Source organism: Orbaceae bacterium lpD01 (genome assembly GCA_036251705.1).
In the GTDB taxonomy this organism is placed as follows: Bacteria; Pseudomonadota; Gammaproteobacteria; order Enterobacterales; family Orbaceae; genus Utexia; species Utexia brackfieldae.
The window spans coordinates 1,275,931-1,291,976 of record CP133959.1 but is presented as its reverse complement, the minus strand read 5'-3'; the positions used below and the strand labels follow the sequence as shown (position 1 = coordinate 1,291,976).

General features: G+C 39.9%; 23 protein-coding genes. All 23 read left to right on the top strand.

What is annotated here, in order from left to right; genetic code table 11:
* Positions 1-107 precede the first annotated feature (107 nt).
* A complete protein-coding gene (locus RHO15_05895; GenBank protein ID WVD63013.1) occupies positions 108-941 on the top strand; it encodes a GPO family capsid scaffolding protein in 834 nt (277 codons plus the stop codon).
* Positions 942-1,003: 62 nt separating this feature from the next.
* Positions 1,004-2,011, top strand: coding sequence for a phage major capsid protein, P2 family (locus tag RHO15_05890; GenBank protein ID WVD63012.1), 1,008 nt, complete (start codon positions 1,004-1,006; stop codon positions 2,009-2,011).
* Positions 1,989-2,669: a phage terminase small subunit gene (gene gpM, locus RHO15_05885; protein WVD63011.1), complete on the top strand. Its 681-nt coding sequence runs from the start codon at positions 1,989-1,991 to the stop codon at positions 2,667-2,669. The genes RHO15_05890 and gpM overlap by 23 nt, the downstream gene beginning before the upstream one ends.
* Before the next feature lie 92 nt (positions 2,670-2,761).
* The gene (locus tag RHO15_05880) at positions 2,762-3,232 is read left to right on the top strand and encodes a head completion/stabilization protein (protein ID WVD63010.1); all 471 of its coding nucleotides are present in this window, start codon (positions 2,762-2,764) and stop codon (positions 3,230-3,232) included.
* A complete protein-coding gene (locus RHO15_05875) occupies positions 3,233-3,436 on the top strand; it encodes a tail protein X (GenBank protein ID WVD63009.1) in 204 nt (67 codons plus the stop codon).
* Between the two features lie 4 nt (positions 3,437-3,440).
* Entirely contained in the window at positions 3,441-3,806 is a 366-nt protein-coding gene (locus tag RHO15_05870; GenBank protein ID WVD63008.1) for a putative holin, read from the top strand.
* Complete coding sequence (locus RHO15_05865; GenBank protein ID WVD63007.1) at positions 3,806-4,120, top strand: phage holin family protein; 315 nt, start codon at positions 3,806-3,808, stop codon at positions 4,118-4,120. Before RHO15_05870 ends, RHO15_05865 begins: the two co-directional genes overlap by 1 nt.
* Positions 4,108-4,695: an N-acetylmuramidase family protein gene (locus RHO15_05860; GenBank protein WVD63006.1), complete on the top strand. Its 588-nt coding sequence runs from the start codon at positions 4,108-4,110 to the stop codon at positions 4,693-4,695. Before RHO15_05865 ends, RHO15_05860 begins: the two co-directional genes overlap by 13 nt.
* A complete protein-coding gene (locus tag RHO15_05855; GenBank protein WVD63005.1) occupies positions 4,670-5,104 on the top strand; it encodes a hypothetical protein in 435 nt (144 codons plus the stop codon). Before RHO15_05860 ends, RHO15_05855 begins: the two co-directional genes overlap by 26 nt.
* A 107-nt stretch (positions 5,105-5,211) precedes the next feature.
* Positions 5,212-5,658 (top strand): phage tail protein, encoded by a 447-nt coding sequence (locus RHO15_05850; GenBank protein ID WVD63004.1) that lies wholly within the window; start codon positions 5,212-5,214, stop codon positions 5,656-5,658.
* Positions 5,643-6,098, top strand: a complete 456-nt coding sequence (locus RHO15_05845; protein ID WVD63003.1) for a phage virion morphogenesis protein — start codon at positions 5,643-5,645, stop codon at positions 6,096-6,098. Before RHO15_05850 ends, RHO15_05845 begins: the two co-directional genes overlap by 16 nt.
* A gap of 60 nt (positions 6,099-6,158) precedes the next feature.
* Positions 6,159-6,845: a phage baseplate assembly protein V gene (locus tag RHO15_05840; GenBank protein ID WVD63002.1), complete on the top strand. Its 687-nt coding sequence runs from the start codon at positions 6,159-6,161 to the stop codon at positions 6,843-6,845.
* A complete protein-coding gene (locus tag RHO15_05835; protein ID WVD63001.1) occupies positions 6,842-7,183 on the top strand; it encodes a GPW/gp25 family protein in 342 nt (113 codons plus the stop codon). Before RHO15_05840 ends, RHO15_05835 begins: the two co-directional genes overlap by 4 nt.
* On the top strand, positions 7,183-8,088 hold the full coding sequence (locus RHO15_05830; GenBank protein ID WVD63000.1) for a baseplate J/gp47 family protein: 906 nt from the start codon (positions 7,183-7,185) through the stop codon (positions 8,086-8,088). The genes RHO15_05835 and RHO15_05830 overlap by 1 nt, the downstream gene beginning before the upstream one ends.
* Positions 8,081-8,686: a phage tail protein I gene (locus tag RHO15_05825; protein ID WVD62999.1), complete on the top strand. Its 606-nt coding sequence runs from the start codon at positions 8,081-8,083 to the stop codon at positions 8,684-8,686. Before RHO15_05830 ends, RHO15_05825 begins: the two co-directional genes overlap by 8 nt.
* Positions 8,683-9,945, top strand: a complete 1,263-nt coding sequence (locus RHO15_05820) for a phage tail protein (GenBank protein WVD62998.1) — start codon at positions 8,683-8,685, stop codon at positions 9,943-9,945. The genes RHO15_05825 and RHO15_05820 overlap by 4 nt, the downstream gene beginning before the upstream one ends.
* Positions 9,946-9,948: 3 nt before the next feature.
* The gene (locus RHO15_05815; protein ID WVD62997.1) at positions 9,949-10,494 is read left to right on the top strand and encodes a tail fiber assembly protein; all 546 of its coding nucleotides are present in this window, start codon (positions 9,949-9,951) and stop codon (positions 10,492-10,494) included.
* 127 nt (positions 10,495-10,621) lie between these two features.
* Positions 10,622-11,797: a phage tail sheath protein gene (locus RHO15_05810; protein ID WVD62996.1), complete on the top strand. Its 1,176-nt coding sequence runs from the start codon at positions 10,622-10,624 to the stop codon at positions 11,795-11,797.
* An 11-nt stretch (positions 11,798-11,808) separates the two neighbouring features.
* Positions 11,809-12,321 carry a phage major tail tube protein gene (locus tag RHO15_05805; protein WVD62995.1) on the top strand — a complete coding sequence of 171 codons (513 nt, stop codon included), beginning with the start codon at positions 11,809-11,811 and terminating at the stop codon, positions 12,319-12,321.
* 68 nt (positions 12,322-12,389) lie between these two features.
* Positions 12,390-12,689: a phage tail assembly protein gene (locus RHO15_05800; protein WVD62994.1), complete on the top strand. Its 300-nt coding sequence runs from the start codon at positions 12,390-12,392 to the stop codon at positions 12,687-12,689.
* Entirely contained in the window at positions 12,653-12,820 is a 168-nt protein-coding gene (locus tag RHO15_05795) for a GpE family phage tail protein (protein WVD64978.1), read from the top strand. The genes RHO15_05800 and RHO15_05795 overlap by 37 nt, the downstream gene beginning before the upstream one ends.
* Positions 12,813-15,626, top strand: coding sequence for a phage tail tape measure protein (locus RHO15_05790; GenBank protein WVD62993.1), 2,814 nt, complete (start codon positions 12,813-12,815; stop codon positions 15,624-15,626). The genes RHO15_05795 and RHO15_05790 overlap by 8 nt, the downstream gene beginning before the upstream one ends.
* A complete protein-coding gene (locus RHO15_05785) occupies positions 15,626-16,042 on the top strand; it encodes a phage tail protein (GenBank protein ID WVD62992.1) in 417 nt (138 codons plus the stop codon). The genes RHO15_05790 and RHO15_05785 overlap by 1 nt, the downstream gene beginning before the upstream one ends.
* Positions 16,043-16,046 lie beyond the last annotated feature (4 nt).

Sequence of the window (16,046 nt, the reverse complement as noted above, 5' to 3'; positions counted from 1 at the left end):
GTGGATTTTGTAAACAGATGAACTACAAATGGCCTTATTTGCACAAGCCGCGATTGCAAAGGAGTATAGCTATTAAACTCCGTTGATTAATGTATGGGATAATATTCATGAGCAAAGCAACGTCATATAAAGCAAAATGGTTTCGTGTCGCGGTTGAAGGCGCGACAACTGATGGCCGTAAAATCCAGCGAGATTGGATTTTACAAATGGCCGAAAATTACAGCCCGGAAGTCTACGGCGCTAGAATCAATATTGAACATATCAAAGGTTATGGCCCAGAAGGGACATTCAAGCGCTATGGTGATGTACTTGCACTTAAATCCATTGAGATAACCGAGGGTAAACTTGCAGGTAAACTGGCGTTACTAGCGCTCATTGAACCTACCGAGGATTTAATCAAGCTTAATAAATCAAAACAAAAAGTTTACACGTCCATCGAAGTCAATCCAGAATTTGCCGATACCGGCGAGGCTTATCTAGTTGGTCTGGCCGTGACAGATGATCCAGCAAGTTTAGGCACTGAGTTTTTAGAGTTTAGCGCCAAAGCAACGTTTAACCCACTTTCTAGCCGTAAGCTATCACCCAATAATTTATTTACGGCCGCAGAAGAAACAGTAATCGAGTTCGAAACTGACGAAAAGAGTAATGATGCTTTATTCAGTTCAATGGTCAATCGTTTAACTAATCTATTCCAAAATAAATCAGATAAAGACGCGACTAAATTTGCCCAACTTGGCGATATCGTTGAACAATTTTTTAATCAAACTATTTCACAATTTAGCGAATTAAATTCAAAAGTCACTGAGTTAACTGATGAACTGGTACAGATTAAAGCGCAAAACGACGAATACAGAGCGTTATTGGGCAGTATTCCTGATACGCCAGATCGCCCGGTTTCATCTGGCGGTAATTTAGAGGCAAACACCGAAACAGATTGTTAACAGACAACAACAATCTAGAACAATCAAATTATTGTTTACCCATTTTTATAGGAAGCGAAATAATGAAAAATGAAACCAGAAAGTTATTTAACGGATTCAAACAGCGAATTGCCCAATTAAACGGCATCGACAATGCCAGCGAAAGTTTCGCTGTTGCACCAGAAGTGCAGCAAACGTTAGAAAAACGCACACAGCAATCATCTGATTTATTAAATAAAATCAATTTTGAATATGTTGATGCTCAAGAAGGCGAAAAGGTTGGCGTTGGTGTTTCAGGTACCACGGCCGGCACAACGGATACAACAGAAAAAGATCGCGATGCGGTCGATATCTCTGATTTAAATAAATATCGTTATCGCTGTGAACAGACCAATTATGACACCTCTATTCGCTACGCCAAATTAGATGCATGGCGCCATAAAAAGGATTTCCAGACTATTCTACGTGATGCCCTCACCCGCCAAAAAGCGCTTGATCGTATTATGATTGGCTTTAATGGTACCAGTCGTGCGTCCACTTCAAATCGTATCACTAACCCATTACTACAAGATGTTAACAAAGGCTGGTTGCAAAAATATCGAGAGGACGCACCAGAGCGAGTTATGTTTGAAGGGACTAAAACACCAGGCAAAATTATTCTTGGTACGGACGGCGATTATAAAAACATTGATGCTCTGGTCTACGATGCAGTCGAAACACTCATTGATCCAGTTTATGCCGATAGCACAGATTTGGTTGTGTTATGTGGTCGTGGTTTGCTATTTGATAAGTACTTTCCGATTATTAATGATGCTGATAAAAATACCGACAAAGTCGCCGGTCAGTTATTACTTGCTAAAAAATCAATTGGTGAACTGCCGGCTTATCGAGTCCCTTACTTTCCTAAAGGGGCAATGCTAATTACTTCATTTAGTAACTTAGCGATTTATATTCAAAATGGCACAGCGCGCCGCCATATTGTTGACAACCCAAAACGTGACCGCATCGAAGATTATCAATCAGCTAATGAAGCATTTGTGATTGAGCGCTACGATGCAGGCTGCCTGATTGAAAATATTATTCACGCTTAATGAGGGCATTATGGTATCACCAGCACAACAATTTCTAAAAAAACATTACGCTGGATTACAGCGTAATACCCAAAATGTTAAAGCAACTAACGCTTACGAAATGATGCTTGCAAAATTAAATAGCGATCGTATTCGTCTTAAAAAATTCCAATCTAAAGAAGCTAAAATTGAGCTTAAAAAGATATTAATTCCAGAATATCTCGACTGGATCGACGGTGTGCTAAAAGCGGATAACGCGCAACAAGATGACGTATTTATGCGGCTTATGGTGTGGATGATTGATACAAAACAGTTTGAGCTAGCCTATCCACTGGCAGAGCATGCGATTAAACACAATTGGATCACACCTGACGAATATAAACGACAAACTGCCGCATTAATTGCCGAAGAGTTAGCCAATACCACGTTGACTCAACTCAGTAATAAACAAGAGGTTAATGTCGATATTTTATTCAAGTTTGCTGAACTAGTTAATGATAAAGATATGTTCGATGAAGTCCGCGCCAAACTCAGTAAAGCAATTGGGTTAGTCTTAAAGGATAATCAACCAGAACAAGCTTTGAGCTATCTAAAGCGCGCTCTTGAACTGGATGAAAATAGCGGTGTAAAAGGCTTAATTAAAACCTTAGAAAAAACGCTAGAGATAGATAAATCTTAACCGAGTGAACCCTCACACCTCAGCGGCACGGGGGCGATAAATACTTTTAGTATATAAAGGCCCCCGTTCACCGCTGACTAATAAGGATTGATATGAGTGATTTTATTGCTATTTCTCAACCCAAAGAAGATGAAGATCTCGAGATAACGAATATCTCATTTTTCCCCCATATCAGCGTTAAAGATGTGAGAGAAGCGCAGCGGTTAGATGGTACGGTGACTACCGTCAGACTAAAAAAAGCCATTATTGCGGCTATTATTGCTGTTAATGATGAGTTAGTGACATGGCGATTTGAGCAGCAGGATAAAGGTTACACCTCAATCGAGCAAGTATCAGATGAAATGATTAATGATGAATATAAATTTGTTCATTATTACAAAAATGCAGTTTATTGCCAGGCTAACGCTTTACTAAACGATCGCTACCTTAACTTTGATGCAACAGCGAAAGCAACCAAGCAAATTGAACCAGAATTACAAAGTGCCGGCGATCTGTATCGTGATGCCAGATATTCGATACGGGATATTTTAGGGAAATCCCATTCAACGATGGAACTTCTCTAAATGATTGTCTTTGCACTACAAAACGAAACAGTTGATGCCATTGCCTACCGCCTCTATGGCAAAACGAAAGGGATTGTTGAGCAAATTTATCATTTAAATCCTGGTCTCTGTGAATTATCAGCACAATTGCCCATGGGGACAAGGATCATCGTCCCTGAAACTGTAACGGAACCACAAAAGCATCAAATCAATTTATGGGACTAAAATAATGGCAGAACCGACAACTACGACAACGACAACAGCATTAATTAGCGCCTTTTCAATTAGTGCCTTATTTCCCAATCTTGACGCCAATGTCGTACTCGGTGCGCTCTGTGGTGCCACTGTATTAATTATCAAAAAAAGGGAAATAAGCCGATTTAAAAGTGTCCTTTTATTTTTTGCGTCATTCTTAATTGGTATCTTATTTGCTGATTTTATGGCGAGCGTAATCAGTAACTTTGCGCCAGACTCGATCACGGTACCCAATAGCTTGGGAGCACTAGTGGTTTCGGTTCTTATAACACAATTATTACTACTAATTATTGATCAGGATCTGGCCTCTTTAATCAAACTCATAAGGGGAAAAATCTGATGCTCACACTAAATGCCATAATCTGCTTAGCTATCGTTATTCGTTTATTTATGTTTAGACGAAATGCCGCAAAATATAAAGTTTACTACTCATTTATTGCTTGGGGCTTAATTTGTGCTAGTGGTGCTGTTGCGATACTAACACTATTTAATCAACCATTTCACGCTCAGGCCGCGCAAGTTGTCATCAATCTACTGTTCTTTGTTTGCATGTTAAAAACGAAAGGCAATGTATCACAAACTATCTATGTCCTTTTTGATACACATAAACATAGCAAACACCATAAGAAAGGAGTTAATCAATGGATAAAATAATCGATTATTTAAAGGAATGCGCAGAAAAATTAGGTATTAATTATTTCATATTGTTGGCCGTCGCTAAAGTCGAGGCTAACACCAAAGGATTTATTGCCGATGGAAAACCGACCATTTTATTCGAAAGACATATTTTTTATAAACAATTAAAAAAACAGGGATTCAATGTCGACCAGCTCACTAACCAATATCCAACTTTGATAAATAAAACGCCCGGCGGATATCTAGGCGGTCAGCGCGAAAATTATCGCTTACAAATGGCAAAACAGATTAATGAATCATGTGCGATAGAGTCTGCAAGTTTCGGGCTATTTCAGATCATGGGATTTCACTGGCAAGCACTTGGCTATTCATCCCCACAACAATTTGAGTTAGCGATGTCAAAGAGTGAAATAGAACAAACTGAAGCGTTCATCCGGTTTATATCACTACCAGGTAATATCAAAATGATCGCAGCCTTAAAACAAGAAGATTTTGCCACATTTGCCCGTTTATATAATGGTCCGGCCTACAAAAAAAACCGATACGATGAAAAGATAGAGGAAGCGTATGACGCTATTAAAAATGCTCATTAATAAATATTGGTTATCTGGTGTGTTAGCCATTATTTTGCTTGTTATCTGGCGCTATATTGTGGGCATCCAGGCTGAAAATCAGCAACGACTCATTAAAATCACACAATTAGAATTAGTTATCAAAAATCGTGATAGTTTGATCACTAATTTGACACAACAAAATAAAAATAACCAGTTAGCATTAACACAGCTGCAAAAGCAGTTGCAACAGTCAATAGAGTTGGTTAATGGTAACGAAATAGAATTAGAAAGGCTAAAAAATGATGATAAAGATCTTAAACTATGGGCTGACACCGCTTTACCTGCTGATGTTATCCGCTTGTACAGTCGATCAGGTACCATTAACAACAGCCGAGATTATAAACGATTCTTGTCCGCTAGTAAGTCGCTGCACAATTCCGGGCAATAATCTTACCAATAATCAGTCGCTATTAAATGATTACAATGCACTTAAAAAAGCGTGGCTATTTTGCGCCGCTCAAGTCGATATGATTGCTGATTGTCAGGATAACCAAAATGAAAAAACCAGAACAGCTCCGTAAATTGTTGGAACAAAGCAGTTTATTTATTAAGACTGACCCCGATAAACTTCACATTTTTATCGAAGATGGCAATATTATTGCCACCGCCGCTAAAAGCCTTAGTTACGAATATCAATACAAACTCAATATTGTATTGCTCGATTATGGTGAGTCGATTGACAGTTTAATGGTACCGGTTATTGCCTGGATGTATGTTCATCAACAAGAATATATGGGGAATCCAGAACTTAGAGCAGAGGCAATAAAATTAGATATCGAACATCTCAATAACAAAAGCTACGATATTGGTATAACCTTATCCTTATCTGAGAGGGTTATTGTACAAATGGGGGCCAACGGTTTGGAATATAAGCATGTCAGTGATAATCCACCAGAATACATGATCCCGCAATGGGCTAAAGAAATATGTCAGATGTATTAACCCAATATCATCAATATGCTGATGGTATATTAACCCAGTTAAAACCCGAAAATCGTACCAAGTTAGCCCGTGAGATTGCAAAAAAAATTCGGGAACATAACCGTAAACGGATTGTCGCTCAAGTTGACCCTGACGGCGCTTCGTTTATACCGAGAAAAAAACAGCGATTACGAGCCAAAAAAGGCCATATTCGCCGCAAAATGTTTTCTAAAATTCGTACCACTAAATATCTAAAAATTAACGCTAATGCTAATAGTGCCAGCGTTTCTTTCATCGATGCAGTAAGCCGAATTGCTAAGGCCCACCATTTTGGATTGAGAGACAGAGTCAACGACCATGTAGATACCATCTACCCTAAACGCCAGCTTCTGGGTATTAATAATGCTGATTTAATGATGGTTGAGCAGTTGACATTAAGCCACCTTGCCCGCAACTTGTAAAAATGATTGTTACAAATTGCCGCGCTTCCCTTTTATCTCTGCAATCTTAAAGATATGAATATGAAATCATATCATCCAGCCGATTTAATCGACATATTAAGAAAATTAGATAACTTGATCCGCCAAGGCATTATTGAAGAGTCTAGTGGCGATCGGGTAAAAGTTCGTACCGGTGAGAATTTAACTACATGGTTACCATGGTTAACCTATCGAGCTGGTAAAAATCGTACCTGGTGGCGCCCAAGTATTGGTGAACAGGTTTTATTATTAAGCCCCGGCGGAGAGTTACAACTTGCGATTGTATTGCCCAGCATTTATTCAAACGCTTTTCCTGCACCATCTAACAGTGACGACGGTCTATTTATCGAGTTTGCTGATAAAGCGACATTCGAATACGACAATAAGATGACTTTTAAATTACCTGATGGCGCAATTTTTTCATACGATCCCAATAGCAGTACGCTAAATATTTCCGGTATTAATACTGCGTTTATTAATGCTAAAACCAGTATTACTGCTAAAGCAGGCGCTAAAATTAGCCTTAATGCACCTTTGGTTGAATGTAGCAATCATATTACCTTTCAATCATTTGGTGCAACCGGTGGCGGTGGTGAAAGTACTACAGGTGTTATTACCGGGAATGTTGAGCATAAAGGCGGTAATTTATCAACGAATGGCATTGTACTTAACAAGCATACTCATAGTGATGTTCAAACGGGCAGTGATTCCACAGGTGGCCCTCAATGACTTATTTAGGTATGAGCAGTGAAACAGGTAGAAAACTAAGTGATGCTGAACACATTAAGCAGTCAATTAAAGATATCATCTTAACGCCAATCGGTTCTCGATTAGAACGCCGTGATTACGGTTCACTGCTCTTCTTTTTAATCGACCACCCAAATCAGAGAGCCGCCCAATTAAAAATTATGTCAGCTACCGTCATGGCATTAACTCAGTGGGAACCAAGGATTAGAATCGACTCAATGAAATTTCATATCAATAAAGAGATTTTAACGCTGGAACTTACGTATTACTTGGCAGTACAACCCAATCAAAAAGTAACTACTGAAATAGAGGTGCGCTAATGGCAATTATTGATTTATCGACTTTACCGCCCCCCAAAATTATCGATGATCTTGATTTTGAAACTATCTTTGCCGATCGCAAAGCAAAATTTATTGCGCTATACCCTACCGATCAGCAACCGGAATTAATTAAAACCCTCACTTTGGAGAGTGAGCCTATTGTCAAATTATTACAAGAATCAAGCTATCAGGAGCTCATTTTACGGCAGCGTATTAATGAGGCAGCGCTAGCAGTTATGATTGCTTATGCGAATGGTAATGATCTGGATAATTTGAGTGCTATCTTTAACGTAAAACGTCTAGTTGTACAATCAGCAGATGACAGTATCACGCCTCCTATTGAACAGATTTTAGAATCCGATCTAGATTTACGAAAGCGTACGCCCGATGCGTTCGAAGGCCTATCTGTCGCTGGCCCGCGTGGTGCATATCGATTTTATGCGAAAAGTGCAGACGGTCGCGTACTAGATGCCGAGGTATTGAGCCCAAAACCCTGTTATGTCACCGTAGTGATCTTATCTCGTGACGGTGATGGTACTGCGCCTGATGATTTAATTAATCTCGTTGCACTATCCTTAAATGATGAGCAGCGTCGCCCGATTGCAGATCGCGTTACTGTACAATCGGCAGAAATTATTAATTATCAGATTAGGGCAAATATCTATCTAGATCCTTATCCTGAAGCTGAACCGATCAAATCAGCAGCACTGGCCAAATTGGCTGATTTTATTAATCATAAACATCTGATTGGTGCACATATTAATCGCAGTGCGATTATTTCGGCGCTGCATGTTGATGGAGTGCAACGCGTAGAACTTATAGAGCCTGAACAAGATATCGTTATCACTAAAGAGCAAGCGAGTTACTGCACCGGTTGCGTTATTGAGGTGGTGCAGGATGAGTAATAAGACGCTGCTACCACCAACCGCAACCAAACTTGAAAAAAATCTGGCTAATACCTGTCAAATCCAACTTAATGTTGATTTACGCTTTTTATGGGACCCGCTACGCTGCCCGGCTAAGTTTTTACCCTTTCTTGCCTGGCAATATAGTGTCGATCGATGGGATGAAAACTGGCCTCAGCAGATTAAACGCAAAGTCATTGTTGATAGTTATTTAACGCATAAATTTAAAGGAACCATTTCAGCAATAAAAAAAGCTGTCGAACCCTTTGGCTATGTTATTCGTGTTAAAGAATGGTTTCATACTGGTCAAGAGCCCGGTACTTTTTCACTTGAAATCGGTATATTAAATACGGGAATTACCGAGGATGACTATCGAGAACTCACACGAATTATAGACGATGTGCGCGCCTATTCTCGTCATATCACAGGATTATCTATCGTTATTGCAACCCAAGGTCAAATGTACAATCACGCTATCACTTTAGATGGCAATGCCGTAACAGTTTATCCTTATGTTCCGGAAAGCATTAGTATCTCTGGACGTAGTTATTATCACGCTATCAGCTATTTTATTGATACCATCGAGGTTAACCCATGAGTCAGCAAACCTATTATACCGTCGTTACCAATTTAGGCGCATCCTTACTTGCACAAGCGGCAGCACTTGGCGTTCAAGTAAAATTCAGTTACATGGCAGTTGGTGACGCCAATGGAACACTACCAAAACCTGCAGTAACGCAAACCGCACTGTTAAACGAAAAGCGGCGCGGCGCAATAAATTCAATCCATATTGATCCCCAAAACCCTAAACAAATTATTATTGAGCAGGTGATCCCACCTGAGGAGGGTGGCTGGGATATTAGAGAAATCGGTGTTTTCGACGATAAAGGCAATTTAATTGCTGTCGGTAATTGCCCGCCCTCTTATAAGCCAGTACTTTCGGAAGGGAGCGGCCGAACTCAAATAATTAACGTGGTTATTATTGTTGATAATGCGAGCTCTGTAGAATTAAAAATAGATGCATCAACAGTGCTTGCAACCAGAAAATATGTTGATAACGTGATTGCCGAACACGAAAAATCAACCGATCATCCAGATGCGTCAATATCTGAAAAAGGATTTGTTCAATTAAATTCAGCTATCAATAGCACCGCAGAAAATCAAGCCGCAACACCAAAGGCGGTCAAAATAGCTTATGATTTAGCGAGTACAGCTAAAACCATCGCGGAAACGGATGCCTCAACTACGGTTAAAGGACAAGTACAGCTTAGCTCATCCATAGATAGCAATGCCGAAAATCAAGCCGCCACGCCTAATGCAATAAATATATTAAAAAACATGATAAATAATATTACTAGCGGCGTTTATGTCGGCGAGATACGTTTTCTACCCTTTCGCTCCGCTGAACTTCCAGCTGGATGGTATTTTGCTAATGGTGATAAATATTCAACTACAAGCCCAGTTGGTCTCGCGCTCAAATCTCTTTCAGATAATTTTAAGTTGGATTGGGGTATAACGGAATCATCAGAGCAAATAAATCTCCCTACTTTTTTCTATTCGGATGGCCGTGGTTTTATGATCAGAGCGGTTAACGGTATTGACCGGCAAGTGGGCACAATCCAAAACGATATGATCAGAAATATTATCGGTAAATTTTATAGCGACGCGGGACTCTCTGTCGTCACTAATGATAACGGTGTTTTTAGCTCCATAGCCAATAGTAGCGTGAGAATTAATTCGGCTGTTAACTTGGGGAATAGAACTATAGTTTTTGATGCCAGCACAGTCGTTCCAACCGGTAACGAAAATGTTTCCTTAAACATCGGCATGACCGCTGCAATCTACTTAGGAGTTTAATTTATGTCTGATATGAATTATTATTTTGATGAAAATCATCCCTTGCGACCCTTTACCATCTCGCTAGAAGCGAATATAAATTCACTGGTACCGAATAACGCCCTCCGCATTAAACCTGAGTTTAAACAAGGTTTTTGGCCTTGCGAGTATAATGGCTCCTGGATTCAGATAGACGATTATCGGAATATTAATCTATTCATGAAAAAATCGGGCGAACAGACTGAGATGAAAGACCTTGGGAAATTACCAACTCATTTGACGACCATCATTCCAGATTGTGATTTTCCTGTTTTTGATGAGAACTTAAATAAATTTGTGGAAAATCAACAAGCAAAAACTGATCACACCATTTTGCAAAATAATAAAATTAAAGAAAGTGAATTAAATCAAGCTAATCAAAAAATAGCGGTGCTCCAAGATATCATTGATTTTGACATGCAAGAAAGTGATGAAGATCAACAACTCAAGGCATGGAAAAAATATCGTATTCAATTAACACGTATTGATATCAATAATCTTGAAATCTCTTGGCCTGAAAAACCTGAATAATCAAGTAGAGCTCCGGCTCTACTTTCTCTATCCGTAAATATTCATTTTACAAGTTAAACACCTACATTCTTTATTTATCCTATGCAACTATTTAATTCAATCTATCGTTAAATATTGAGGATTTTAAATGGCTGCTGATTATCATCACGGTGTTAGAGTTATCGAAATAAATCAAGGAAGCAAAACTATTCGTACAGTATCAACCGCCGTCATCGGCATTGTCTGTACCGCCAGTGATGCCAGCCCTGATTCTTTTCCTCTTGATACCCCTGTCCTTATTACTAATGTTTACGGCGCTATTGCTAACGCTGGTACGAAAGGTACTTTACTGCAAACATTAAACGCAATTGCGGATCAATGCTCCCCTGTTATTGTCGCGGTGAGAGTGGCTGAAGGCGAAACTGATGCCGAAACTCAAGCCAATATTATTGGGACCACGACTGCAGACGGTAAATATACCGGAATGAAAGCGCTGCTCGCAGCTCAAACTAAGTTAAGTATTAAACCTCGCATTCTTGCCGCGCCAGGTCTTGATTCATTACCTGTTGCTACCGCGCTGATCTCTATTGCGCAACAGCTAAGAGCCTTTTGTTATGTTTCCGCCTTTAGCGCTGAAACTAAAGAGGATGCAGTAACTTATCGAAATAACTTCGGTGCGCGTGAAGTCATGGTTATCTGGCCAGATTTTATCAGCTTTGATACGGTAGACTCGAAAGAGGCAATATCTTACGCGACAGCCAGAGCGGTTGGCCTGCGAGCCAAACTTGATCAACAAATCGGCTGGCACAAAACTTTATCAAATATCCCAGTTAATGGAGTTACAGGAATTAATAAAGATGTGTATTGGGATCTACAAGCTGAAAGCACCGATGCAAACTATCTGAATGAAAATGAAGTAACGACATTAATATGCCGTAGCGGTTATCGTTTCTGGGGATCTCGCACCTGCACTGAAGATGGCTTTTTCATGTTTGAGAACTATACGAGAACAGCGCAGGTATTGGCGGATTCAATTGCTGAGGCAATGTTTGACTTTGTTGACAAACCCATGCATGCCTCTCTCATTAAAGATATTATCTTATCCGTTAACAATAAATTCCGGGAACTAAAATCAAATGGCTATATTGTTGATGGTAAAGCGTGGTTTGATGCCTCAGTCAATACCGCAGATCAACTAAAAGAGGGTAAACTCAAAATAGACTATGACTATACCCCCGTGCCACCGCTTGAAAATCTCATGTTTAACCAACGCATTACCGACAGCTATTTAGTTGATTTAGCTAATTCAGTTGCGGCAAATTAGGAGTTTTATCAATGGCATTACCTAAAAAGCTGAAATATTTTAATACCTTTATCGATGGCACATCTTATATTGGTGAGGCCGAATCGATCACTTTACCTAAATTAACTCAAAAACTGGAAAGTTATCGCGGCGCTGGCATGCCCGGCGCGGTAAAGATTAATTTAGGTTTAGATGACGACGCGCTTGAACTTGAATTTACCATGGGCGGATTGGTTCCCGCGCTCACTAAAAAGCTGGGTGGTTCGATTAGTAGCACAAGTTTACGTTTCGCCGGCGCTTTTCAGCAAGATGATAGTGAAGAATATATAAAATACGAGGTAGAGGTCACCGGCCGCTTGAAGGATGAAGATTCGGGCGAGAAAAAGCAAGGCGAAAACACACAAATTAAATATTCGATGGCAGCAGTCTATTACAAGCTCACGGTAGATGGTGAGGAAGTCCTTGAGATCGATATCATTAATATGGTTTATAAGGTCAATGGTAAAGACATACTGGAATCAGCGCGCCAAGCTATCGGCTTATAACATTAATTATCACGGTCTATTAAACCATTAATAGGCCATTATCAGATTGTTAATTAGGAATAGATACAATGACAAGTTTAAAAGAGATTAAATTATCCACCCCAATTGTAAGCGGTAAAAATGAAATCACAAAAGTGACCGTTCGTAAGCCTGTGACCGGCGACCTTCGCGGAGTTAAATTGCTTAATTTTGTTGATGCGGATATTGATTCACTAGCGAAAGTTTTACCTCGTATCTCAACACCTACCCTATCAGAACAAGACGTATACCAAATGGACCTGTCTGATTTAACGCAGTTTGTGGTTGAAATAAGTGATTTTTTGAAACCGACATCAAACAGTGTGAGCGAGGAATCCCCGAGCGAGTAGAAAATGCGCAAGCAGATATCGCGGCCATCTTTCACTGGTCGCTTGATGTACTAAATAAATTAACCCTTTCTGAATTAATGCACTGGCGAGAACAAGCCAGAATTCGTAGCGGAGCAGCGAGCGATGAGTAAACTTGAAGCTAAAATTATTCTTAGTGGAGTTGATAAAGCAAGTCGCCCGCTGAACCAAACGACCAAAAGTACTAAACTTTTATCAGAACAACTAGTCAAGGCTAAATCTGAATTAAAAAGCCTGAATCAGACACAAAAAAGCTTATCCGGTTTTACGCAATTAAAAAATAATACGCAAAAAATCGGTACCGAACTGGAACTCACCAGAAACAGAGTTAAATCATTAGCTCAGGCATTAGCGCAATCATCATCACCTACTAAAAAAATGGCTGATGATTTCGAAAAAGCCAAACAAAAAGCGGCGCAACTCAAAGATAAGTTCAACGAGCTACTTACCGCCACTCAAAAACAGCGTGACGAATTAGCTAAGTCCGGTATTAAAACCAAAAATTTAGCCCAGCATCAAACCACATTACGATCTCAAATTAGTAATACCACTAAAAGTATCGAGCAGCAGAAAGCTCAACTTGCTCGTCTTAATGAACAGATGAAAAAATCCCATCAAATTCGTGCTAATTATGATAAAGGGATGCAGCGTATTGCTGTAATGGGCGGGGTTGGCTACGGCGCATTATCCACCGGGCGCACCATTTCGCGCGGTATGAAGAATTTATTAGGTGTAGGATATGAATTTGACGCTAGTATGAGCTCAACCCAAGCGGTAACGCGTATTGCAGATAAAGATGATCCTCGTATGCTTGCGCTACGTCATCAAGCAAGGACTTTGCCGTTAACGTCTAAATTTACTGATAGCGAAGTAGCTGCCGGTCAATATTTTTTAGGACGAACAGGTTATAACGCCGATCAAATATTAAAAGCCATGCCAGGTATGCTTGATTTGGCTTCTGCTGGTGATATCGATTTAGGCACCACCGCTGATATTGCATCTAATATTCAAATGGCCATGGGTATTCCTGCAGAAAAAATGGACCATGTTGCCGATGTTTTAACCGCAATGTTTACGCGTAATAATGTTGATATCCCGATGCTCGGTGAATCCTTAAAATACAGTGCGGGAATCGGCGCAGCATTTGGGCAAAGTTTGGAAACTATTTCAGCCACAACAGCCATGATGGGTAATGCTGGTATTCAGGGCAGCCAAGCGGGTACAACACTAAGACAGATATTAACCCGTATAGGCACATCGGAAGCCGTTGCAAAATTGGGCGTAAAAACCAAGGACAAAAGTGGCAACATGCGCGATTTAGTGGATATTCTTGCTGAAATAGCCAACGCCACTAAACATATGGGTAATGTTGATCGTGCGGCGATTAATAAAAAAATTGCTGGGCAAATCGGTTTAACCGGATTTGAAATACTCCTCTCGCAAAGTTCAACCGGTGAGCTTAGAAAAATGCGCGGCGAAAAAGGCGAATATGATGGTGAGGCACACCGTGTTGCGCAATTAAAACTTGATAACCTCAAAGGCGACATGACCATGCTCCATGCTGCTTATGAAAATATCAGTGTTGAATTATTCGAAAAAAATAATGTTTGGTTACGTAAGGCTATTCAAGGTTTTACTGGTTTTCTTCATCAATTCGGTGAGTTCTTAAAACGTCATCCTGCAGTAAGTAAAGGCATTGTAATGCTCGGAGCCGGACTGGTAACACTTACAACAATATTTGGCGCTTTATCACTTGCATTAATGAGCATCTTTGGTCCTATGCTTATGACCAAATTTATTTTATCTCGTTTGGGTTTATCAGTGGGTTCATTAGCTATAAAAAATAGTTTACTAGGCAAAACATTTGGCTCGCTGGGTTCACTGATCATAAAATTCGCTACCTCGCCATTATCTATTCTATCTACTGCGATTAAAACTTTAGGTTCAGTATTCACATTTGTAGGAAGACTGTTTTTAACCTCACCAATTGGCTTAATAGTGACTGCGATAGCGGTTGCGGCGTTACTTATTTATAAATACTGGGAACCGATTAAAGCTTTTTTTATCGGTGTTTGGGAAGGCTTTACTCGGGCAATGGCACCAGTGAAAACAGCGTTTGAACCAATTATTCAACTTTTTGAACCATTAGCGCCCATATTCAATGCTATTGGTGATGCAATAGGTTCCGTGATCAATTGGTTTAGTAATTTATTTGAACCAGTTAAGCTCACCAGTGAAGAATTCGAAAGTGCTAAATCTGCAGGTGTTCAATTTGGTGAAGCACTCGCAATGGCGATTAAATTACCATTCGATTTAATAACCTGGTTAATTGATAAAGTGAAAGAACTCATTGAATTCTTTAGCTCCATTCCGGAAAAACTTGCCAACCTACCCACTGCAATAGGTAATTTATTCACGGGTGATGGTGGCATTACTGGAATATTCACCAATTTAGGCGGCAACCTTGTTGATGGTTTAATGGGCGGTATTCAAAATAAATGGAACGATCTTAAAAGTACTATTTCAGATTTGACCGATAGCGTAACTGGGTGGTTTAAAAACGCATTAGGCATACACTCCCCATCTCGCGTATTTGCCGAATATGGTGGTTTTACTGTGGAAGGTTATCGTCTGGGTATTGATAAAAATAGAAATAAAGCCTTAAAATCAATTGATTCATTATCTGGCCAAATAGCGGATAAACAGTTTGCTAATTTAAAGGTAGATGATAGATCACCAATTACTTCAGGCCAGTTTAGTGTGGCGCCTGTTAGTGATGCGCCACAAATTTACATCACAATTAATGCCGCGCCAAATATGAACGAGACAGACCTTGCGGCAAAAGTAAGTCAAGAAGTAAGCCGACATTTACGCAACCAGCATAATAATTTTCGCAATAGTTACAGGGATATCGACTAATGTTAATGATCTACGGCATGTTTGCTTTTGAACTAAAAAGCATCCCCTTTCAGAAAATGAGTGAAAGTGTGCAATATCGTTATCCAACCAACGACCGGTTTGCAGAACGCCCAGCGGTACAGTTTGTTGGTATTGGCGAGGAAAAAATAACCTTAAGTGGCGTCCTATATCCAGAACTTACCGGCGGCCGGGTTAGTCTTGAGTTATACCGCCGTCAGTCCGATTTAGGTATTGCCTGGCCGCTGATTAATGGCTCAGGAATATTACTCGGGTTTTATATAAATGAATCAATTCAAACTGACAAAGAAGAATTTTTTTTTGATGGCGCAGCCAGAAAGATTGAGTTTACATTTTCACTAAGAAAAGTTGATCCGCCGGCAGTGATTCCTGGCGCAGATATATTAAAATTATTATAGATAT